Below are 25,687 nucleotides of genomic sequence, written 5' to 3'. Positions count from 1 at the left end.
ACTTACAGATATAGAATCATAGTCTTCTAGAATATTTACTTTCCCAGAATCATCCGAATTACTACAGGGTATAAACAACTTGCACACCAATAAAAACAATAAATATATTTTTCATAAAACTAAAATATTACTTTTCAGATATGAATTTACATTTAACCAAAATAGGATTGGAAAACTCTGTCACGTTTTTACTTTTCAACCAAGTTTCCATCTTCTTTTGATTCGTGTCTTCATTCTTACACTCAACAAGTTGTTCAGCTGTCACAATAAAGTAAAAATAATCATTGTCCATACAGAAGTTCAAATTGGAAGCATCCAAAGAAAAAGGAACAGAGAAATTATAATTGTCATGGAAGGTTGTGAATGTTGTATTCTTTCCGTTCTCTTTTGTATGGAAAGTCATATAGAGCTTACCTTCTTTAATACATGCTACAGCAACAGTATTTGCATTTGCCGAAAATGCCGGAATCTCAAACACATATCCGTTTTTATTGGCCGTCTCTACAAATTCCATAATGTCACGGAAATTTCTGGCGTAAAAGTCTTTTGGTGCAAGGCCTTTCCCCATATCCAATACATAAGCCGCCTGCATTCCCTTACCAGGTCTGATTCGATAAATCGTATCAGATGGAGAATAATGATATAATATATCTTCGCCATCTGCAACCAGATTTTTCTCATCTTCTATAAAGAAATATTCTGCAAGATGTTTGTCAATCTTATCATACTCTTCTATCTTACCCTTATTAATATCAAGATGAATGACTTTTGAATCACTTGCATCAGACGTGAGATTGTTATTATAGAGCCAATAATTGTCTTTCCCAGCTTTGGTAAACATAAATGACATGAAAGGTATTGATACTGAACGCTTATGATTACCTTCCATATCATATACCACTATCTTTTTAGCGTTGTTATCCAACAGTTCAATCTCTCCTGTAGAAGAATCCACATTGGCATCAAATACTGAAGCATAACCGTCAGGGCCATTACCAAGTTTTGAAATTTTCAGTTTACCTTTACCTGTCTCTCCATCGAAGAGGAAAAAGGACTTGTCAGATATAAAATAAAAATCCTTCTCATCACTAACCTTTAAATGGCTTACTCTAGAGAACATATATGTATCACTTGTTTCAAGAGGTACATACATTATTGTATCAAAAAATTCAGAAGCCTTTAATGGTTTTGAACTTTCAAGATTGATTGAAATAAGATTGGCATTATCTGATAGAACTTTTTCTTGTTTGGGTGAACATGCAAATAATGTAGAGCAACATGCCAATGTAAATAAATAATGTTTCTTTTTCATATTGTGTTTTTTATAAAGATTTAAATCCTCATTGTTGATAATACGTCGTACTTTATTGATTGCACAAATCAACTAAAAAAAATAGTTATACAACTAATTTTTATAGTTAATGTTGTTTAATACCTAAAATATTTTTTTAGAGAATTCATTGTTTACGGAATGTCATATCAAATTAACGTTAAATCAATACATTTGAGGAAATTAAATTATAGATACACAATTATCACAAATCTAACTATGGAGGTATTGTCTGATTGATCATTATACTATATATAAATTATGCTATCTATTACAAAATTAAGGTAAAAAAATAATCTTGTCACCTTGCCGTTACTAACCAGCTCATGGGTGAACGCGGTCTTCTTCAGTGTCATTACCGTGACCTCGTTCACCTATGAGGGCAAAACCGTTTCCACTCCTTCCTTTCCGGAAGTATCATCTTTCTTCTCACCGCAGCATGCCAACATTTCGGCGGCAAGCAAGCAGCACATATACGTAGTGTGTTCTCATTTTATTGATATTATTGGTATTTCAAATTTAAACTATATAGTATCAGTTTTTAAGTTTAGCGAAAAGCACAATATTATTATCATTTTCATCAATATCTTCCAATAATGTCTGAATACGTAATTTTACTATATCTGATACTTCCTCGTCTTCCAAAGCTTTTTCCAACTCATCCTTCAAGGCAAGAGGCTCCATATTCGATACGTAATATCCATTAAAGAAATTCATCCTGCCTGGTATATTAAGGAAATCGTTCTTCAAGCGCACAAAGCTACCCTTCAATGTAGTTTTATCTACAATATAATATGCCGGGGCAGAACCTTGCCACATATTTTCGGCCACTTGTACTGGAAAAGAAGCATCTCCTATAAAATGATTGGGTAATTCATAATATATATGCCAAGGTATTTGACTCTGACTGTATCTTACAGTGAATTTAGGTTCAAGAATATTCTTTTCATAATTATAATGATATAGAGAATCTTGACGTGCCTCCGGGAAAATAGTAATAATCATTACATCATAATCTGAAGTACTTCTTGCAGCATCTACTTCGTTACTGTAATCTCTCGGAACGGAAAGATGGCGTGAAGGCACCGACTGTAATATATTTCCATGCATATCCTGTACCCAAACCACGTCATTGACAATGCTCTCAAAAGGCAAAGCTGTAACAGTTACTGTAGAATCGGCTGTATTGACCCAGAATTCTCCTTTCGGCACACGTGCTACAAGCGGAATGCTTGGCAGCGGGTTTCCATTAAGGTCAAATACAAGAATCCTGTCGGATTGCCAAGGAAGAATATAGATACGGTTATGCTTCTCGTCAAGCTGTTCTGCATAGGTATTCTTGTATTCATCAGGTCCTTGTCCGTAAGAACCTATTGTACATATAAACTTACCGTCACGTTTAAATAATTTATAAGGTACCTGTTTATTGTTACTCACCAATATATAGTTGTCGGAAACAGTAGTTCTCACCCATCCTCCAACCAAAGCCTCATCACTGTTATCCAGCCTTACAACATTCAAGTCTTCCGTGAGCATGCTCAATGGTATGTCTATTGTATCCTTGGATTTAGAGATGTCGCATACTATAAGCTCTCCCGTAGGAAGAGATACTTTTTCTGCTATGACAGGCATTTCATCAACACCTCCTTTAATTGAACTACTACATGAAGAAAACATACAGGCCAATACATAAAATAAAATCCCCTGTATCGATTTTACCAACAAAAAATGATGTGTTTCCATAATGAAAATTTTTGAATTATTTGTAGGCAAAATTAAGTTTAGACATCCAAAAGTGCAAAATTTCGATTGGACAATTTATTATGTAAACCCAGAGATAACAACCACATTATCAATAAATTATTTAAAGGCATTGATTATAACACGCTGGACATTGTATTATTATTTATGCCAAACAGACAATAAAAACACAAGAAACATATCAAGATTTTGAAAGATTCCGATTATCAATATTAGAAGTCTTTTAGATACATATCAAGACTTATATTTTCATCTTCAATATTAAACTTTTCAGTCTTAATCCTGAATTTTCTTTTAGATATGGCAGACTTACTTACACAATATATATCCGACAAATCCTGCATATTAACATTCAACTTCACAAGACAACAGAAAAGAATATCTTTCGTGGTCAATAAAGGATAAGCCTTCTCCAAACGAAGAGAAAAATTATCGAAAGAAGTATCTACTGTCTGTTTTATTTCATGCCATTCATCTTCTGTAATGATTATCTTTTTACCTTTTTCAATCACATCTTTGTCATTTGCCAAAGAAGGTAATTTTCTGTAGAACGATAAGCGTCGGAAAAGCGATTCACGCAAAAGCACAATTTCAGCTTCTTTCTTAAGAAGCTCATTATGATACTTTAAAATCTTAGCCTCCTTCTCCATTTTGTCCTGCTGTATTTTCATTCCTGTAACTATACGCTCACGCTTTACACGGAGATAATAATAGACATATATAATAATAAAAATGGCAATAACCAACAGCAGGACAAGCAATAGCAACCGCTGTTCCTGACGTTTTATACGTATCTGATAAAGTTCGTTCTCAAGTTGTGTCTGTTTGAATATATCAATGGAAAAACCTGATGAAATATTACTCTCTACATCTTTTTGCAACAATCTGCTTTTCTGCATACTATTATATGCTTCATCATTATATCCCATAGACAGAAAATAATTCATAAGCCTTTTTGAAGCAAGAGAAGCCAACAAAGGCAGATGACCTTGTTCTGTAATTCTATAAAAATAAACAGCAGAATCTTGCATACCGGCCTGTTCATACATGAGAGCCTTCAAATACGTATTCCTAGTAGATGTTTCTCTATTACCATCATCCAATAATTCATTTACTTTCAACGCATCACTCCACCTTCCATGTTCTTCCAACTTGGATAAATAATGCCTGTTTACATAGTTTATTCTTGAAAGAACATTTTCATTTCCTGTTATATATTTTTCAATGATATACGTATATATACTGTCCATTTCATTATGTTTTTTCTGCATTGAATATGCATCCATTGCCTGTAACATAACGCGTATATACAACAATGAATCGGAAAGGTTTTTTACACAATTCTCTCTTATCGCATTAATATTATTTATAACATAATGAGGATCATTTTTCTTTATCGCGATTTCATTTCTATAAAAGGTTAGAAGCAAGCTTATAGTATCTGCAAAAGCAGGAAAATTTTCAGTAATTCTATTAATAGTGTTCAATGTAGAGTCAGGCCAGTTTTTGTAAGAGAAACGGATAAGATCATGTATCATCAACTTTCTGATATACTGTGAATCGGATAGTAACACAGCTTCTTTCCTTGCCTCCGCCAACAAAGAATCCGAGCTTTTACCTGATGAATAGAAATTCATCACTTCTTTAAGATAACAATATCTGATTTTATCACGACCGAGGAAAAGTTGTGGATTTTCAATTTGAGACAGATATATATTTACGCTGTCCATATTATGTCCCCATAGTTTTTCTGCCTTGTCCAATAATGAAGTAGGATTATTAGAACAGGATATAAGCTGAATTGATAAAATACATATAGTTGAAACTATGTAAACAAATTTGAATACTGAATAATCTATCATCTGAAAATAATATATTTTATGTATGTACAAATTAAGAACAGAGCCACCTAACATTTTGTAAAATTACAATAAAAGCAGACAATTATCCCTTTTTCTGAATAATTTTGTGCGTTTCGTTAAACCTGTTCCCTTTTTTAGGAAGTAGAAAAACTTCAAGTTCTTTTCCAAAGAACTTCTGTACTTTGTAGGATAAAATAGTGAAAACATTTCTCTTACCAGACCAAAATTGATTGAGAAATACTTTTATTAATCTTCTTTATTTACTGTTTTTTTATATTTTTAATCCGATAAAAATGTCATGAAATTTAGATAATAATTCTTTTAGCGATATACTTTTTATTTATGATAACCATTTTTTTAGTATATTGCACATAAATTTTAATCTTCATACAAAACATTATTATGAACATGAAAAACATAATTATGAAAAGGTTAGCCTTGTACAGTAAACTCACATGCCGAATAACCTTATGTACATTCGCACTTCTGCCCATCTTAATGACCTCATGTAAAAACAATGACGGTGACAATGCCAAATGGATAGACAAATGCAGTGTCATTGCCAACCGGACGGTGGTGAATGGCGATACTGTGATAACGTGCGATATGTCTGCCGTGAAAGAATCCATACGCATACCGTTCAGCACGTTCTTTGATACGCTGGAGGTCATCAAGCTGGACAACAGCAATGAAGATGCATTGGTGAGTGAGTCTAACATGATAACCGTGACAAACAATTATCTGGGTATAAATGTTGCCTACTCCCCCTATAAACTGTTTACCCGCCAGGGAAAGTTTATATGTCGTGTAGGAAACATCGGACAGGGTCCGGGAGAATATAATCTGATTTATTCCAGCCAGATTGACGAAGCAAACAATCGTATTTACCTATTGCCATGGACTACAAAACAACTTCTTGTTTATGACTTGAAAGGAGACTTTGTAGAAAAAATACCGCTTCCTTATTTGGTACATAAAGGAGTGTTTCACGTTAACCATGACGAACATCAGGTGACTGTGACGCATCTTGCTTCTAAGGGTGATCCTGTTGTCTGGAAACAAGACATAAAGGGAAACATTCTGTCCGAAATTAAATCACCACACATGATAGCACCAAGCTATAGCAACGAAATCAACTTGTATAAAGGAGAAAATACTGCCTTGACATTTTCAATACACCATTATATGCCGACTGTGGATTCATTATATACTTACCGCACGGACAACAACAGACTTATCCCGCTATTTACAAGTGATTTTGGCAGCGAAATACTAAGTCATACCTTTAAAGATTGCGGTAATTACTATCTCACGGACATCTACGGTCCCAACACCGACCCGAAGACCATGCATCTGTACACCGGTATGGTAGTAAAGCGGATTATCGTTGATAAGCGGACCCTGCGAGGCGCGGATTATAAAATGGTCAACACTGAACTGGGTGGAATAGCTTTGGAAAGCAAGCGCTGGTTCATGAACGAATACGGATACACATTATGTTGGGATCCGGGCGACCTGCTGGACCTGATAGATGAACGGCTGTCTGACCCGAATATACCCGATGCAGACCGTAAGTTTCTGAATGCCTGGAAGTCTAAAATTTCGCCGGATGATAACGGCTATGTGATATTGGGAAAGAAAAAAGAATAAACACCTCGGCAAGTCTATCGCTAGTTATGCTAAACGTAACATACTGGTTCAGCAAAATAATAGCGACTACAACTATTAGGCTTATAGTGGCAGTCGCTATTGTTGTATTAAGGTTAAGACTTATAATTTTCCAGATGTTTACGGATATCGAATATTTCCAGATATTTGAATTTTCTATTCACTAATAAAAAATTAGCTATTTCAGTTTTGCTATTACAAGCACTGGATTATCATCATAATCCAACGATTTAAGACTTTCCTTTTCTTTAAAGTCTTTAATATCATCTATTACTTCAGCTGCTTCTTTCAAAGAAACCAAACAGTTAGAATCACTCCTACTTCCAATAAGCGGCTCAAATGTTAAACCATTTAGAATATCATCCTTAAAACCAGGTTGATTATCATCCAACGTATTATACTCTCTTTTTGTCGCCTTGTCATATACAAAATAATTCAAAGCATTCTTATAGGCATAAGTAATTATTATCAATTTATCACTTTCAAATATATCTCTGACACACAAAGATTTTGCATATTTCTGAATATCTTTATAATCCTCTTTACCATTATTATTTCCACCACCGATAATTTGGTAAGCAGGTGTCATATTTAGATGATTATCCAGTTGATAAACATACTCTGTAACAGCATTTTTATAGAAGTTTTTTCCCCCATATTGATAAAAGAAAGGAAAGTTAAATAAAATAGTATTATCTTTCTCTGATTTCACTGTAGTAGGTTGTTTATTAATTATTTTTCCTTTCTCATCTATCAGGAACAGTTCATCTATTTTTTTATTTCCTCCTATTCTATTATACATAAAATTATAACATATAAAATTATTTCCTTCCTTTGTCAAGGACCAACTTACTACTTTCATAGGAATCTTTTCTATAAACTTTCCATCATAACTATATTTATTAAATCGCTTTGCATTAGCATCAATAATATACACATACTCCTTATCCGCATAAAAAGAAATAGAATAAATATATTCTTCAGGTCCTTCTCCACGCGTACCTATAGTATTAAGGAATTTGCCATTACAATCAAAACGATAAAATTTCTGTGCCTTTTGGTCACAAACAATAATATCTTTTTCACCTACAAATACTTGTAATTCATTACTCAGCAAACATTCATCTGTTGTTTCTAAAGGAACATATTGCAATTTCTCTACAAAATTACTTAAAGGGAAAGAACTATTTTTATCTAGATTCCCAAGTAAATCAATTGAAAACTTCTGTGAAAAAGAAAATAAGGGAAACAAACCCAGGCAAATTATTAAAATAAAGCTTTTCATATGCATCTAATTTAAATTGTTTTCCAGGTAGAAATTTCATTGAACTTCAAATTGAAATGTTCATAATCTGCACAAAGACATTTCCTGTGAAATATGTCTCAGTATCCGCAAAGTTAAGAAATATTTTGAAAATCAAAATTTCCACACTATATTTTTACTGTAATGAAAGGAACAGAAAATATATAAACGTAAATGCTGTATTTATAATGCCAAAAGATATATAAATCATATTTTTTCTTTACAACTCAGAAATATAGAATTGACTTCAATTATTTGTTTTTGTGGACTTAATTCACGGAATTCTTCGCATAGCATTATGATTTTGTCAACTTTTTTTAGTTCAAGTCATTCAATTTTTATTTTACATAGTACTTTTTCAGGAAACAAATTGTATAAAAGAAAGCCAACTGATACATTACATTTTTATGTATGAATCTGTTGGCTTTCATGTTATTAAAAAAATCCTCTAAAAATATTTAATATAATTATTCTCCTAAATAATATGATGGAACCGGTGATTGAGGATATCCCATTGAACGATGACAAATGTAACTTCTATATATTGCATCCTGCATAAGAGTAATTCTTTTATCATTTGCAGAAATATTAGTAGTGTATATCCTTATTTCTCCTGGTAAAGATGTAATAACTTCTTCTCTCCAGTCACCATATAAATCGGCTATCATGATAATAGAACCTTCGATTCCTTGAGTTAATACTTTATCTTTCCATTTAATGATATTTGAAGCATTATTGCTTGTTGTTTGAAATGTTTCCCTTACTTTATCTGAATCCCACCATATCCAATTTCTACATCCTGGAATATTACCGTTTATCTGTAGATATTTTCCATTAGCGCTTAATAAATACCTATCAGTACTTCCTCCTTTTCTGTCTTCACTGGCAAAACACTCAAGTCCAGGTAAACTAGTATCAATATCAGTAACCATTCCATCACCTACATGGTAAGTATCTCTGTTTATATTCCAAATTTGTTTACCTGTTGCTGCATCTACAGTACATACACCTCGACCGTTTTTTTGCCAAGGTTCAAGACATAAAAAAACTTCCAACCCTGATCTTGTTGGATCAATGTCAGTAAGATATGCTTTATCTGAATGTCCCAGACCTGTAGACCATAACAAAGTACCATTATCATCAAGCATACAAGAACCAAGTAAAATCTCATCTTTTTGGTCATTATCTACATCTCCACATACAATATTATGAGCCCCCATACTTCTTATAATAGGATTTTCTTCATCACCATCCCATCTCCATTGTTTTGTCATTTTTCTCCCATCCCATTGCCACGCATCAACAACCATAAGTTTATAAGTTCCTCTACATGCCAATATTGACGGAGTTTTTCCATCTAGAAAAGCCATTGCTAATTGATTTCTATTTTGTCGTACCAAATTACCATAACGCTCATTACGCTCTGGCCAATTTACACGAGCTAACTCTTTACCAGTCATACCATCCCAAATACTCAAATATTCATCTCCGGAATCTACACGTCCCTCACTATTACGAACGGCATTTTTGGGGGCTGTTTTTATAGCAATCTCTGCCTTTCCATCACCATTGAAATCATAAGCAATATAAGGAGAATACCATATACCAGGTTCAATTCCTAAACCTAAATCTTTACTCCAAAGCCAAGTACCATCATGTAAATAAGCCTCTATTTGATAAGTTTTTCCATCTTTATTTCCAGAACTTCCAGGATCAACATTACTATCTGGAGTACGTATAATATAATCATAATATCCATCACCATTTAAATCGGCTACAGCTACTTTTCCGGCTTTCGTATTCTTTTTAAGTTTAATAGATTGATAGTTTCTCAATTTATCAGAATATACAGTTATTTTATTTCCTTGATGAATTTGATTATCTTCTCCAACAAGTCTCACATCGTATACAGCTGGTTCATTACTCAGATGTTGATCTATAAAATCACAAGTCTGTAATAATGGTTCTTCTGTCATACGTATAAACTTCCCTTTAGTTTTTTTATATACATGATAAGCTGAATGTGCTCCATCTGTTTCTAAGAATCTCCAACTTAAATAAACTCCATTACCGTCCACCGTTGGAGCAGCGACAAGACCTCGATTTAGTTTTTCTTTTACTCTTGTAGAAGCAAATCCTTCAACTGCAGGTTTCGCATAATGATTAGGAGATAAAACTTCATAATAATATGTACGTTCACGAAGATCTTGAGATTTAATAAAACTTACAACTGTAATATTACTTATCAGTAATACAACAAAAAACAGTCTTTTTATCATAACCTGTAATAAATATTAAATTATTTATATGTATAAGTTTCAACAAACACTTTACCTAGAATTCCAGAAGGAGCTTTTCCTGAAAATGGAGAAGGAATAGTTTCATAATGATTGGCAGCAGTATTATAAACTGTAAGTTCTATCAGATTATCACTACTTTTCACATAATCAGTTATATCAAATTCCCAATCAGGACAAACTCTTGAACCAACATATCTTCCGTTTACTGAGAGTTCTACAGAAGAAGAAACATTGGAAATACGTAAAATGATACGTTCATTTTTATTTATAGAATCTGCTAACTTGACCGTCTGTCGATAACGCAATCCACCAGAATAGTTTCTTAAACCATACATCTGTCCCCAGTCACCTGTACATATTAGTCCCTTACCTGTCTGCTGCACCAGTTCCGTATTAAAAGCTGCTCCAGCTTTGACTCCGAAAGGTAAATCAATACGTAAAAGGACATCTACCGGATGTTCGGAAGATTTGTCCAATACAACACTTGCTTTGCTTCCACTTTGCTGTACTTCCACCGGTTTACCAGAAACCCAAGCCTGCATTTTTCCATTGACATCGACAGAAAAACTCTCAAGTCCCGGAGCGGATTTAAAATAATACCAACCATATCTTTCATTTCCACCGTATGGGTCATAAGCCAATATAGAAGAATCTTTGTACCAAGATAGTGTTAAACGTTCAGCTACAGATGAATTACACCTTGTATCACGTATAAAGAAATAAGTAATAACAGGTCCATCATAACAAAGTACCAAACGATTTATTCCTTTGTTCAAATGAATAGTATTCTCACTTGAGGACAACTTATTTCCGTTTATAAAACAACGTGAAGGTTTAATTTTTCCGGAAACTATTTCAAAATATCCGTCATAAGGAGCATTCACCGTTGTGTATAAATAATAATTTCTACCTTCTGGTTCTTCCAAACGTGAAGAACCTGTAGACTCTCTCTTGAATGTTCCAAGACGAATAACTTCCGGATTCATTTTCATCTTTAAGCCATGATATCCCTGATGACCTGCATCATTTAGGACACCCCATTTACGTGATAGTACATAAGGCTTCCAGTTATTAGGAGCAGATTTTAAATTAGAAAGATATTCATCAGAGAAGAATTTATCGGTTGCACCACTACACAGGAACTCCTCTCCATAAGTGTAAGTAACTTCTTTCCATGAAGCTAGTTGATTTGGAAATTCTTTCCAATTTAGTAATAAGCTATCAGAAAGATTATAAAGATAATGACGAATTTCCGGACGTAACTTTTCAGGAGTACCAGGATAATGAAAATCGCCAAAACGGTTATCTAAAACCGGAACTATATCACATTCCCATTCTTCTTCTAATGCTACTGATTTACTAAGATATGATGTTTTCCAAACTGATGCATCACTAAAAGGAGTAAATACTATAATCTGGAATGAGGTGGTTCCTTGAGGCATACGGACAATTGTTCCATCTTTTGTTTCTTTCACATCATTAAGTTTATATTTCTTTCCTTCAAATACATCCCAAAATTCCACTTCTCCCTTGGATCGGAAGAAACATTCGACATTTTTACCAACATTATATATACCATAAATTTCTTTATCATCTATATGCCGATGGTTAATATAAGGTTTTACAACATCTCCTTTTGATAATAGTTTAAAATCTCGTACAAATTGTGTATCCAGTAAATGTAGCAAAGAGTCTGGAGTTGCATACGAAAAATATTTTTCTCCAGAAGTCATTGTCTTCAATAACCCTTCAATATATTTTTTATCCTTACCATAAATTTCAGTAGCTTCCGGCAGTTCTCCAATATTAATAACAATTCCTCCATTAGCTGCGAATTCACCTAACTTTCTCAATGACGAGTCTTTTATGGCTTGCATGGACGGTATGACAATAGCCTTATATCTTTCTCCAGAAATTTCAAGCATACCATCATTGATGTATGCTTTTTGTAAAGAACTATAGTCAATATAATCAAAATCTATTCCATTACCATAAAGTTTTTCACCTATCTTGAATGCGACTTCTGAAGATGTATTCCCATAACCTGCAACTTTGGGCTCTACAGGATAAAGTACCCCAACATCACATCTATGGTATCCTTGTGAAAAAAGATAACTGAGACGCTCTACTGCTTCAAGTGACTTATCCATTGTTTTCCAATAAGGCATTCTGAAATGATTACATGGAGGAGCCCATTCCCACATAGACCCAGGTGTTGCATAATACAACCCATGAAGACTAAGAAGATTATATCCCATTGCAAAATTAGAAAATATTGCATCCATAAGTCCTTCAGAAGTAGTTCCCCAACCACTTGAATAAAAACCTTCTAACCATACACGAGGACGTTCATACATGTGTGATATAGAAGCTGCAACTTTAGCTTTAATAATATCTTTTCCTAAACGAGGCTGATCTGAACCTGGACCCTGATTCCAACGTTGAGTTCGAAAATAATCTCCAAATTCTTCAACTTTACGTCCTCTACCACCATGATCGCATCCATAAATTAGATTGCGGTCAGCATGCCAACGATATACAGGAATAAAAAAGTTTTCTTCTGATAATGCTGTAAAAACATCATTATAATCCAAACGAATCTTAACTGTCTTAATTCCAATATCCATAATCAAAGCAGCTAGATATGGTCTGATATCATACCCCTTACGTTTTTGAAACTCTGAAGCAAAACGCTCATCCCAAGTAAATCCTTTAAGATTAAAGTTCAGTTCATCCGAAAAAAAGAAATTTAAATTTCCTTCTGACTCTTTAGGAAATTTATCCTCAAAACGCTGAAAAAAACATCTTACGTATTCTTTTCCGGATAATGGATGCATAGGATTATAAGTACGATCATTCTTTTGAAAGTAAGTGGCTACAACCATCCAATGTTTATGCTTACTATTCCACATTAGATGATTTCCTGACACCTTGTCTGTTAAATCCACCATCTTACCAGAATTCTGTAAATCAAAAGCAACAACAGAAATAATATTATCCTTAATATCCATTCTCAAATGCCCATCTGTAATCTCTACCCTATCAAAAAACAACTGGGAAGCAATAATATCAGGATGCAAGCTACGTACTTCATCCAAAGCATAACCCTGCCCCAAGCCCAAAGTATAGTCACTGACTGATACTGTCATATTACGCTTAGCAGCCTCTTTCATAAACCAACCAAACAGGTCCCACCACTCATCAGAAAATTGTGCTGGCTGAGATTTCAAACTACTACCCCAAAAATATCCTTTACGATCGTCTGTATGTGAATAATTAATCTGCAAACTGGTTATTTTCTTTTTGGCCAGTTCATCGAGTTGCCAGGTCAAACGTTCACGAGTTAATGTATCAGCTTGCCACCAATAAAAAGGGACCTCACCATATCCTTCCGGTGGAGTTTGAAAAGAACCAAATAAATCCTTTATATTTTCTCTTAATGGATAGCCCTTTTGAGCATATCCATTAAAAGAGATCAATAATGCAAAAACTAAAAATATTTTTTTCATAATAAATTAAATGATTATTTTTATTAATACAATAATAATACAGAACCTTCAAGTCCGGCATTTTGTAAGCCGGATATTTGTGATTTAAAAAGTTCCGGATTTTTCATGATATCAAGATTATATTCCCCATTTAAAACCCCTACAAGACTATTATTCCAGGAATTAGTTACTTCAAGTCTGATTTCATTCTCACCATACTTTATATAATCAGTAACATCAAGTCGCCATGGAGCCCCCCATATAGATCCAACTCTTTTCTCATTTATATAAACTTCTGTAAAACATCTATTAGGTAGAATTTCGATATATTTTGTTTTTTGACTTCCATTCCACTCAAAACGGTTTGTATAAATTGCTGTACCTGAATAATAACAAATCTCCGGATTCTTATTTTTTGTCCAAGATTCTAACTTACTTACATTAAAGTTTCTTTTTACACCATTTGGTAAACTATACTCCACATTCCACGTACCTCCAATTTCGCGTTTATAATTACAAATAGGAAGTTTTGGAAGTTCTTCATATTCATCTGAAAATATTATAAAACAAGATTCTTGAGAACTGAGATTCAGTTTCACATTACCTTTATCATTATCTAACTCATATCTTTTTCCTGTAACAGCATCCCACAATTGAGCTTTAGAATATTTTGTTCGAAATCGATAATTATCAGAAATTTCATTTTCATGATGATTATGCAAGAAATAAATATCACAATCATTAGTCTCCCGATGTGCAAAATGTATCTGTTTACCTTTTACATCTGGAGATATTCCAGCCTTACAAAGCGCCTCATTTAATGTCATATCTGAAAAAATCATTCCTTTTCCATAAGGCTTACCTGACCATAAGGTATCTACCAATAAATTGTACTCTACATCTTTACTTAAATCATTTTTACAAGGTGATTTTTTAGGACGGTTTCCATAGACCTTGGCACCTTCTTTTACCATTGAAGCTATTTTACGAAGAGCTTCCAATGATATTTCCCCTGAACGAGGTAATATCATCATAGAATATGATTGCCCAGAAGGCAGACTGATACCATTAACATCAGCAGACATTCTGTTTAAAAGAGCATCTTCAGTAAAAGCATCAAAATCATACCCAGAAGGTATCTTTGGTAATCTATGAGTCAGTATTCTGGTAGGTGCATTATTTCCTAAAAAAACACATAAGTCAATAACCGGACGTCCTTGTCTCATAACATAACTAATCCTTGCTTGATAGTCCCAAAAATCGCGGCTTTTATTCCACCATGTATTATTTCTTGTATAGGTAGAATAAACTCTTCCTCCTGCGTATCCTGGAGCACAACTATCAGGTTGATGCGCAGAAGCACAACCAACAAATTCATTAATACCAAATGAATAGGCTACATCTGCAATACTTTTCATATCACAAGGCATTGTATTGATCTTTCCATCAGTGAAAGCCTCAGCAGAAGCGATTGGCTTGTCGTAAAGATGTGCAGCAGAAGAAGATTCTTTTATATCATAGTTTCCATCTGGATGTATCAACCAAAACTCTCCTTGAGGTTTCTGAACCTTACCTTTAGCAACAATAGGTATTGCTACTATACACTGTGCATTTCCTGTTGCCTGTGCAGTAAATGTAAGCTTTTCCTTTCGACATAAAGTATCAAAAGTTCCGTAATACCGCTCCGCTATCAAATCTGCAATAGTTAATCGAACATCATACAAAATACTTTCTGAACTTCTTACATTCTCAACTATATAACCTGCCATGACAGGTAAATATGGCGTTAAGTCATACCCACGCCTTTCCTTAAATGCCTCTAAAAAATCATCTGTCCAATTTTGTGACCCTGCTTCGTGACTATCCATTACCATTCCTTGAACATTATTAATATGATGATTGCTTAATGAATCAAGTATCTGCCTAAAATAGTTATCGAATTGTAATTCTGCTGCAGCTACCGACATTTTATCGCATTCTAATCCCATTAGATTCTCTCTTCCATGCTTTAAATTTCCACCAGTTGGGACCATACAGAATCTTAATATTTTCCAATTTCCTTTTGGAACCTTCCACCTAAGCCGACCGTTTTTTCCTACAAATTTTGTTATATCCAAAACTTTATCAACTCTTATTGATTCAGAATTAGTGTATTGAGGAGATTCCATTGAATGTTCTATATAGTCTGAAATATATGCAGCTTTATATTCATATTCATTAATTCTAGAATCTGAGCCAAGAACCATATTACCTATTCTTAAAGGTAAACCTTGAACCGCTCCATCCCAGCCAGATAATTTTATCCGATAGAATCTTGCTCTAACAGGCAAAAATGAAATTGTTTTCCGATTATAAGATTCGTGAGCTCTATAAAGTGGTTTCAAATCACAAACCTTATAAAAAACTTCTCCGTCTTCACTTGCTTGTAATTCGCCTATAGGAGGTAATATACGATATCCAGTTCCTATAAAATTTTCCTGAGGTTCTGCAGGTACATTGGTTGCACTGGTAGTAGCCTTTCCAGAACTACCTATCGAATAACTTATACTTCGCAATGTCACAGGCTTTCTATAATCTATATTTATCAATAACGGGGTTGAAGAAGCGGATAAGTTAACTAATTTTGTTCCACACAAAATATCCTTTACTTCAACCTCTTCTCTGTTAGAAGTTATCAATCCCGTATTCCTATCATCAAAAGTAGGAATAGCAAGAATTCTTACATCTTTATAATAATTATACCTATTTTGAGGATTAATCAATACTGTATCAATATACCGACCTCCATTTATAAATGTTTCCAAGCAATCCAGACGTTTCATTGCATACTTAGGAGTAATCCAAGGTCCTCCAGCAACAAAACCATTAGAAACATGGAATTCCAAGCTTAATCCCAATTTTTTTGTGGTCCTGGCAATAGTATACAAATTTTGCCACCACTCACGACTCATCGCTTTTTCAGTACCTGGTTGCGATTCACCATGAACCTGGTCATAGAAAACGACTCCACCAAGACCTACCTTCTTAAATGATTCAAGGTCTTTTACTAATCCTTCATGAGAAAAAGGAATCTTTCCATGAAACCACCACATTTTAGTCCGTGCAGAATCCTGTATATGCAAGAAACCGTATTTTACCTGTTCCAAAGTTCCTCCCGGGAAACATTTTCTTTGAGAATAACTCAAAAAACAATTACCCAATAATAATAAAAAGACGATTATTTTCTTCATAATAATTAACTTACAGAATACTAATTCTTACTTTTATTATATACTCAGAAAATACTAATAATCACACTAATAAGATTCCTAAATATAAATTTATAGTTGCAAATTATTCACATCTCACCAATGTAGCTGACATCAATCCGATGACAACTTCATTAGCAATAGTTCTTAGAGTTAGTTTATCCAATTCTTTTTTATTATCAAGCGGCAAATCAAGAATTGTTGCCATTCCTCCATCTATATAAATCGGATTATTCGACATACGTTTTCCCAAATTTCCGGCATGATACGTACTAACTTCACCGGTTTTCAGACGCACTCTGTAAGGACGTGGTTCATTACTGTAGAATGCCGCACCATCTATAAAAATGTCCTGGTCAAGAGGTAACAGATTCTCAGGAAGGACTAGATTAAGTACATCTTTTGTTCCATCCTTATACTGAACACTAATCGTACCATTCAGAATATGTGACTGCATGTGATAAGTTGAAGCAGCAACCATTAAATATACTTTTGAAGCATTTCCACTTAAAGGAACTGAAATAGAATCAGGATAATTATCCCACAAAGTTGTAAACGCTATATTATTACTTCCTGACAATTTAGGAGTTCTAAAAGGTACACCTTGAGGTGTTGTGTAAACTCCTTCTTTTACATGAGCACGCAGTCCTGAATCATCTATTAATGAAAGATCATTCGGATGACACCATTGTCCCATACCCTGCGTAGGTACGCATAATGTGGTATAAGGCCAACGTGGAGACAAATACTTATCGTACTCAAAGATATTATTTACCTCATCATTGAATAATGTATCCATATTTATAGTTTCATAAAGAAGTCTTTCTTGATTATGAATATTCCAGTTTATTGCTTTCAAAATATATTCTTTATCTTGTGTTTTCACTACAATACGATTCATACCCATAGAGGCAACAGGTGCCATATAAGTAAACTTCTGACTACTTCCCGCAGGTATATCTACATTAGTCACGATACTATTTCCATTAACCTGTAATTTTCCAACAATATTACTATCTGTATTATTAACCAATGTAAAATTCAAAGAAGAATCATCTTGATTATTCAGTATTTCCAAAGGTTTCAATATATGCATATTCAAAGGGAGCCACCAGTTAAAACCTTCTTTTTCACACTTAACAAAAAGTGTACGATATCCTTCCTCTCCTCCAACTACTCCATTCAATAAACCGCCTGTCAAAGAAGAATCTGTCAAAATATGTTGAGGGTCAAACACATCAACAGCATCATCAATCTTAACTTCAAATCTGTCTCCATAAGCCTTCTCAACAGAAATCTCACGTGGTATGTCACGAACTCCTTTCCAAACTATCTCAATATTATAATCATCAGATTTCCCTGCTTCTATAAATATACGAGGTACTTCAATACTATTATCTACTACACGGTAATCTGTTTTTTTACCATTTACTAAAATATAGTCTATCTGTTTACCATATACTTCTAATTCCAGAACCAAATTACCTTGTTTCTTCAAAGAAGGAACAAAACGATAATTATCTTTATTACCTTCACGTCTAAATTCATATTTCATATTAAGTGTCTCAAGAGATGCATATTTCCAATCTTTAGGAAATCCAGGACGTATTAAAATACGATCATTCATCAAATCGGGAAGTATACCAAACATTCCTTGAACCACAGTTCTTACACCTACAGCTACAGGATCTGCAAAATCACGATACATTTCTCCACGAGCAGCATCATAATATGATATCTGAGTGATATTTCCTGGTCCAGAGCCAAAATACATTGCATCCAAGATTGCCCCTTTGAACATCTTAAATGCTTCTTCAGATCTACCTGATTGCCAAAATGAATAGGCTGTATGTACTATTTCACCAAAAGCAACGTTATTAATAGACCACATATATGGTTGCCAGTTGGTTGTACTTATTACATAATTATCTGTTTCATCGAAACCGGTTGCTACAACAGGAATATGTGGTATATAGTTATCTACATAACGTGTAGCCTGGTAAGCCTTAAAAGCATCGTGTATATCAGAATCAATCGAATGATATACCGTCCATACTGCTGCATTTTCGTGTAGCAACCTATTCCCCATATTATCCTTAAATTCTGCCCACCAACCTTTTTGTGGTATCCATAATGTTTGGTTTATAGCATTTAGAATTCCTTCTGCTTCATTTTTATATGGTGTAGCATCCTCTCCTATTTTTTGGGCTATCTCTGCAGCCATTTTATTAGCCCGATAATTGTAGGCTGATGAATGGGTTACAGCACCACCATTATACTGCAAAGCATCTGACGCCCAAATACAACAATAAGCATCATAGAGATAATCATTATCAGGATCGAATGTCTGTTTTTCCCAAGCTAAATGTCGTTTAATTACTGGGAAAACCTTACGTGCATAGTCCATATCTCCAGTCCAATTAAGATGCCATAAAAGTTCATCTATATAAACTAGGTTCATATCATAATGATGCATAACATCTGTACGATTTGGATTACGGCATATATAACCATTACTATACATCGGAGTTCCCCACTTTTTCAGAGAACGTGCACCATGTAGTTCACTATCCTGCATATGTGGTAGAGTAGTTGGAACATTAGTTACCTGAGCTGCTGCATAGCCATCAAAATGCGTACGGGCACGTTTGTGCATACCTATCAAATCTCCTAAGTAAGCGGCTCGCCATCCTGTCAACGGCATACGCCAACCAATTGCACCATGAAGATAACCAGGAGACTCCCATACCGCATCTTCTGCTCCGGCAAAAATTCCACCTAGTGTGTTAATATATGGATCAGGAGTATTGATTTTCATTCTTCCTGCTATTTTTTTTCGAAAATCTTGTGCTGATTTAAAATCTTCATCCAAAATCTTTTCCTTTTTACAACTCTTTGGATTAATCCATTTCATATAGCGATTATTTTCATCAATAGGGAAAATAGCTATTAGAACTGGAGTATCTCCAGCCTTTGAATTTACTAAAGTATCCAGTTGATCGATATATTTCGCATTTGCAATCCGAAAGACAACATCTTCGGGGAATATACCTGTTATTTGTTCAGATTCCTGTGCTATCTGTTTCTCTATTTTAAGATCTTTCAAAGCTTCTTTATTTTCATAAGCTTCATCTTGCGAAACTATTTTACTGCCTTTACCATAATAGTTAGTAACACGATTATTCTCTATTACAAAATTGTTTCCTAAACAATTCTCAGGCTTTATATAGAAACAATCTTTCCGATCGGCTCCTAAATCACCTTCACGTGAAAATCGCTTATTACTGGCACCTCCATAAACTGCTACCAACTGTAACCCCTGAGGTAAGTTATTACCTCTAATAGCAGAAATCATACCGTCAGCATCACTAAGAGCTAACATATCAATCTTCAATTCACCATCTTTAAGGTATCTTTTATCTTTAAGTATATAACTACGCTCACCTGATCTAAACCTAGATTCTATATTCTGAAGATCTTTGAGCCATAACAATGTGTCTGGTGTTTGGAGAGCCATGTATATACTACCCCCAAGCCGTGGCATATAAAGTCCTATTTCCGGATAGTCACTGGTTTCGAATCGAAATCCTGTGTTTGTACCATAAATTGCACGAGTAAACCGACGGTCACCATTCTTTCCCACAAAATATTCCCCATCTGGAGTGTAACGTAAAGTACGTTCTTGGTTATGCCAAAAAGGTAATTGTTCTGTCTGCTTGTCTGTTGAACACGAGGCTAAAGTCATTAAACTTATTAGTACCGTTACATAATTGTGCTTAAAGATAAAACGTTTCATAAATTAGATAATGTATTAAAAATAGACTTATTATGTTCTAAATGTATATCACAAAAATACATATTCATTTTCTTTCCCAATGTTTTGAATAAGTAGGGATTTGTACATTTAAGTAGAAAATTATGCACATGTGTACAATTATCCATTATTTGAACAAAAAAACATATTAAAAAGCTACTGAAAAAATTAAATTTGTGCACATTTAAATTTACTATGTATAGTTGGTATATTTTTATACGTACACAAACTGGTCCAATTATATTTCTTATAATAATATATTTAATGAAACGATTTTAGAACCATATAATCATGAAACATTATTTTTTACATGTTCTCTGATTAATTAAATGACATAGACTAAATCGCCAACAAATTACTTGTATATGTTCAAAAATTTTGCGAATATTGCATCAATGTTATCATATAAAATCTATCAACAAAAGTTTAGTTAAATATAATTCACTAAATATCAATAAAATGTATAATTCCATACATAAATCTTTTAATTAATATAATTCTACCAACTGATTATATATAAATTAATAGAATAGTATTAGGGGATCTAGGAGTAATTTTTCATTTACAAACTAGGAGTAAAATTAAAAATAACATCTAGTATGAAGAAGTTATTATGTTTTGTCACTATAATATTAGGAGTAATATTTAATATACAAGCTACGCTTGACATAAGTTCTACATTTTTGTCAACAAAAGATGGATTACCTAGTAATCATGTGCGCTATATCTTTCAGGACAATAAGGGTTTTATCTGGTTTGGGACCCAAAATGGTTTAGCGCGATATGATGGCTACTCGTTTGTTTCAGTAACATCAAAAAATAAGCCCTTTTTGGCAGGAAAGCGTATTGAGCGTATTGAAGAAGACAAACAAAAGTGCTTATGGTTATTTATTTCTCCGGGATATATAGCTTGTTATGATGTTAAAAAGGAGGAGTTTATTGACTTTATAGGAAATGGAAATTTTATGTATAAATTCAGATTTCGCATGGAAACCTCAAATGGAGATACTTGGCTTTGGAATCGTGATGGTGGATGTTGTAGAATTACAATAAAAAATGGGGATTATGTTTCAGAATTTTATAATACAAACAATAAAAAATTATCTTCAGATGAGATTATGCAGATTCGCGAAGACAAACTGCACAATATCTGGATTTGCACAAAAAATGGAATAACCAGAGTTTGTAATACAAATGTTGAACATCTTGGATATGGACACCCTTTTAGTGATATTTTATCATATGAAAATAAAATCTTTTTAATAACACCTAATGCAGAAATTTACAAGATAACAGAAAAAAACAATTTAAAAATAATTTGTAAAAATCCTTATTCAAAAAAAAACGTAAACCTGACAACGACTTTTAGTTGGAAACAAAATTGGGCAATAATAACATCTTCAGGAGGATACCTTTTTAATCTTGAAAGTGAAGACTTTTCTAAACCTGAAAGCATAAATTTTCCAGACGGAAGAATCGCTACAAAAGAAAATGGATATATTTGGTTATACGATAGAAAAGGAGTAATTCGTTATATAAATACAAATAATGGAGATTTCGCTGATATTAACATACCATATATGAAATGGGGCAAGAATCCTTGGTGCAGGGTTGTAGTTGATTCACATGGTCTTGTTTGGATAGCAACATTTGGGGACGGGCTATACATTTATAATCGTTCATCAAAAAAACTAAAACATATAAATTATCGTATTGGTCATAAAAACTATATTAGTTCTAACACACTAGAATTCATCACTAAAGATAATTCTGGTGCGATTTGGATAGCTACAGAACAAGCTGGGTTATCATGTCTTCGTGTGATGCAATATGATATTGACTTTATTTATCCTGCAAATGACGAAGTTACTAATAAAAATAATTCTATAAGATTGATATATCAGGTATCCGATAGAAATGAGATTTGGGTAGGAAATCGTAGCCAAAAGTTATTCCGTTTTAATAATCAAATGAACAAAGTCATTGAAACAAATAGTTTTCCAACGAGTATTTATGCAGTTCAAGAGATTAATAAAAAGGAGATTTTGTTAGGAACAAGTGATTATGGAATAATAAAAAGGAGTATAGATAAAATTAACAAAACTATTTTACCTTTCAATTCAGAAAAGCGAGTATTCAGTTTTTGTCGCGATTATAAAAATCGTATTTGGGTTGCTGTCTTTGGTGAAGGTTTAGCGTTAATTCCTTCAAACGGTGCTACTGATTCTTTAAAGTTATTTCTAAAAGATAATTTACAACAAAAATACGTACGACATATAGCAACAGATTCTTATGATAGAATTTGGGTTGGAACAGATAATGGTCTCTATATTTTTCATCCTGACTCATTGATTAAAAACTCACAAAACATCTACCAATATAATTCAAACAATGGATTATTAACAGCTGATATAGTAAAATACATATATAAAGACAGTAAACAACGTATGTGGGTAGGTACATTTGGAGGTGGTGTAAACTTATGTACTTCATTTAATGATATAAAAAACTTAAAATTTAAGCAATACACAACTCAACATGGCTTAGTAAATAACGTAGTACAGTCAATTATTGAGGACAAGAAAGGTAATATATGGATTTCAACAGAATATGGACTTTCTAGATTTATTGTTGAGAACGAACATTTTGACAATTTCTTTTTTTCTTCGGTAATGTCAGAAAATGTCTATGGCGAAGGATCATCCATATTATTATCAGACGGTCGTTTGGTTTTTGGTACAGAACATGGACTACAGGTGTTTTATCCAGACAGTATAAACTCTACAGGTGTAATTCCTAATGTAGAACTAACAACACTTAAAGTTAATGGAAACACTGTGTATCCAAATTCTACAAATTCTCTATTATCATATTCTGTTTCCTATACCGATCAGATAAAATTGGAATCCAATCAAAATTCATTAAGTATAACTTTCTCAGCATTTGATTACGGTGCTACTGTTCCTACAAAATATTCATATAAACTTGAAGGTTATGACCAGTACTGGAGTATACCTTCAATATCCAACATTGCTAATTATCAAAAGTTACCTCCAGGAAAATATCGCTTATGGATAAAAGCTTGCAATGATAAAGGACAATGGATAAATGGAAAAATGATATTGAATATAATCATCAATCCACCTATCTGGCTTTCTAGATTAGCTTTTATCTGCTATTTTATAATAGCTATTGTCATTTTTATTCTTTCGTTTCTACTTATAAAACGTTTCAATACTTTACGTAATCAGATTATTATAGAAAAACGAATGACTGATTATAAAATTAAGTTTTTTACAAACATTTCTCATGAGTTTCGTTCTCCATTAACTTTGATAAAAGGTTCTTTGGATAGAATGGAAAATATTGGTATTACCAATGAGTATGAATATCCATTCCGTGTGATGAAAAAAAGTATTTTCAGAATGATGAGACTTATTGAACAACTTATGGAATTTCAGAAAGTACAATTAAATAAACAATTATTACATCTTAGAAAAACAGATATAAATTCTTTTATCAGTCATATATACGAATATTATATAGAAGCTGCTAATGATAAACATATCAGTTATCACTTACAATTTGGTGATTTGGAACAATACGTATATATAGACCAAGATAAAATTGATAAAATCCTTCATAATTTATTATCTAATGCACTGAAATATACTCCAGATTATGGTTGCGTGGATTTCAATGTTACAGAAAATAGAGAAACAAAAGAAATTATTATGACTGTTTCAGATACAGGTATTGGGATTCCTGCTAATAGACAACATGAACTTTTTTCCCGCTTTTCACAAAGTAATGTTTCTACTGATAGCATAGGAATAGGACTACATCTCAGTTTAGAGTTAGCCAAAAGACATGGAGGAAACATTTCTTTCAGTGAACGTAATGGCGGAGGTTCCATCTTTACATTAACTATTCCAATTGATATAAAAAAATACAATGAAACAGACTTTATTAAAGAAAAAGATTTGGAAAAACACATAGGACAATTAGTCGTTCAATCATCCAATGAAAGTAGTTCTTTTGTTGAATTGGAAAATAAAATTCTTACGAAAAAAACAAAATCTCGAATTCTAGTAATAGAAGACGATACAGATGTTAGAAAATATTTGGTGCATGAACTTACCAGATGGTTTGATGTACAAAGTGTTTCAGATGGTACTTCAGGATTAAAAGCTGCACGCACCTTTGAAGGAGATTTAATTATTTGTGATATTATGATGCCAGGACTAAATGGTCTAGAGTTAACATCTCGTTTAAAGAAAGATATATACACTTGCCATATTCCTATAATTTTACTTACAGCCATGAGTTCCGAGAATGATCATCTAAAAGGAATACAAAGTGGTGCCGATGCATACATTACCAAACCTTTTAGCTTAAAATTGCTCTTAGCACAAATTATACAAATATTAGAAAGGCAAGAAATTCTCAGAAAAAGTCTAAATGTAAATCCGTCTTGTATTGAGAACTTAGAATCTTTAGATGAGCTAGACAGTGCCTTCGTTAAACAATTGGAAGAAATCATTTCTTCATCAATATCTGATCCTACTTTTTCTGTAGACAGTTTTGCTGAACGTTTAGGAATAGGACGTACATTATTTTATCGTAAAGTAAAGGGAATTATGGGTATTACACCTAATGATTATATACGAAAATATCGTATGAACAAGGCTATGGAGTTATTAAATGAAAGGAAATATAATGTTAGCCAAGTTGCATATATGGTTGGAATGAACGATCCTCATTATTTTGGAAAATGCTTTAAAGAACATTTTGGTATAAGTCCATCGATATATTTACGTCGGAAATTTAACAACGAAATTGATTCTTTAATTGATGATTAGCCAACATAAAACTTAATTCAGATTAAATTTTATCACAACATAAATATTAAC

Annotated in this window: 10 protein-coding genes and 1 pseudogene; 2 read left to right on the top strand and 9 right to left on the bottom strand. The window is 33.2% G+C overall.

Annotated features, from left to right (window positions below; all coding sequences use genetic code 11):
* Positions 1–127 precede the first annotated feature (127 nt).
* The 4 genes and pseudogenes from Q0486_RS11275 to Q0486_RS11260 all read right to left on the bottom strand — a co-directional run bounded on the left by Q0486_RS11275 (position 128) and on the right by Q0486_RS11260 (position 4,953).
* Positions 128–1,312 (bottom strand): 6-bladed beta-propeller, encoded by a 1,185-nt coding sequence (locus tag Q0486_RS11275; RefSeq protein ID WP_299233230.1) that lies wholly within the window; start codon positions 1,310–1,312, stop codon positions 128–130.
* A 317-nt stretch (positions 1,313–1,629) separates the two neighbouring features.
* Positions 1,630–1,803: pseudogene (locus tag Q0486_RS11270) on the bottom strand (efflux RND transporter periplasmic adaptor subunit); the annotation flags it as partial.
* 61 nt (positions 1,804–1,864) lie between these two features.
* The gene (locus tag Q0486_RS11265; protein ID WP_299233228.1) at positions 1,865–3,073 is read right to left on the bottom strand and encodes a 6-bladed beta-propeller; all 1,209 of its coding nucleotides are present in this window, start codon (positions 3,071–3,073) and stop codon (positions 1,865–1,867) included.
* A gap of 230 nt (positions 3,074–3,303) precedes the next feature.
* Positions 3,304–4,953, bottom strand: coding sequence for a hypothetical protein (locus tag Q0486_RS11260; protein WP_299233225.1), 1,650 nt, complete (start codon positions 4,951–4,953; stop codon positions 3,304–3,306).
* Between the two features lie 408 nt (positions 4,954–5,361).
* Here Q0486_RS11260 and Q0486_RS11255 point away from each other — a divergent pair, with 408 nt between their 5' ends.
* The gene (locus Q0486_RS11255) at positions 5,362–6,603 is read left to right on the top strand and encodes a 6-bladed beta-propeller (protein ID WP_299233223.1); all 1,242 of its coding nucleotides are present in this window, start codon (positions 5,362–5,364) and stop codon (positions 6,601–6,603) included.
* 196 nt (positions 6,604–6,799) lie between these two features.
* On the opposite strand, the gene Q0486_RS11250 is transcribed toward Q0486_RS11255, so the two are convergent.
* The 5 genes from Q0486_RS11250 to Q0486_RS11230 all read right to left on the bottom strand — a co-directional run bounded on the left by Q0486_RS11250 (position 6,800) and on the right by Q0486_RS11230 (position 20,756).
* Positions 6,800–7,906, bottom strand: a complete 1,107-nt coding sequence (locus Q0486_RS11250; RefSeq protein WP_299233220.1) for a 6-bladed beta-propeller — start codon at positions 7,904–7,906, stop codon at positions 6,800–6,802.
* A gap of 485 nt (positions 7,907–8,391) precedes the next feature.
* Entirely contained in the window at positions 8,392–10,203 is a 1,812-nt protein-coding gene (locus Q0486_RS11245) for a silent information regulator protein Sir2 (RefSeq protein ID WP_299233218.1), read from the bottom strand.
* 20 nt (positions 10,204–10,223) lie between these two features.
* On the bottom strand, positions 10,224–13,733 hold the full coding sequence (locus Q0486_RS11240) for a glycosyl hydrolase (RefSeq protein WP_299233215.1): 3,510 nt from the start codon (positions 13,731–13,733) through the stop codon (positions 10,224–10,226).
* A 23-nt stretch (positions 13,734–13,756) separates the two neighbouring features.
* Positions 13,757–16,942, bottom strand: a complete 3,186-nt coding sequence (locus Q0486_RS11235; protein ID WP_299233213.1) for a glycosyl hydrolase — start codon at positions 16,940–16,942, stop codon at positions 13,757–13,759.
* Positions 16,943–17,045: 103 nt separating this feature from the next.
* Positions 17,046–20,756, bottom strand: coding sequence for a DUF4450 domain-containing protein (locus Q0486_RS11230; RefSeq protein ID WP_299233210.1), 3,711 nt, complete (start codon positions 20,754–20,756; stop codon positions 17,046–17,048).
* 617 nt (positions 20,757–21,373) lie between these two features.
* On the opposite strand from Q0486_RS11230, the gene Q0486_RS11225 reads away from it, so the two are divergent.
* Positions 21,374–25,636: a two-component regulator propeller domain-containing protein gene (locus Q0486_RS11225; protein WP_299233209.1), complete on the top strand. Its 4,263-nt coding sequence runs from the start codon at positions 21,374–21,376 to the stop codon at positions 25,634–25,636.
* The last annotated feature ends 51 nt before the right edge of the window (positions 25,637–25,687 follow it).

Source organism: uncultured Bacteroides sp., assembly GCF_937912035.1.
Lineage (GTDB): Bacteria > Bacteroidota > Bacteroidia > Bacteroidales > Bacteroidaceae > Phocaeicola.
The sequence above is the reverse complement of the archived record's forward strand: the minus strand, read 5'-3'. Positions and strand labels throughout refer to the sequence as shown.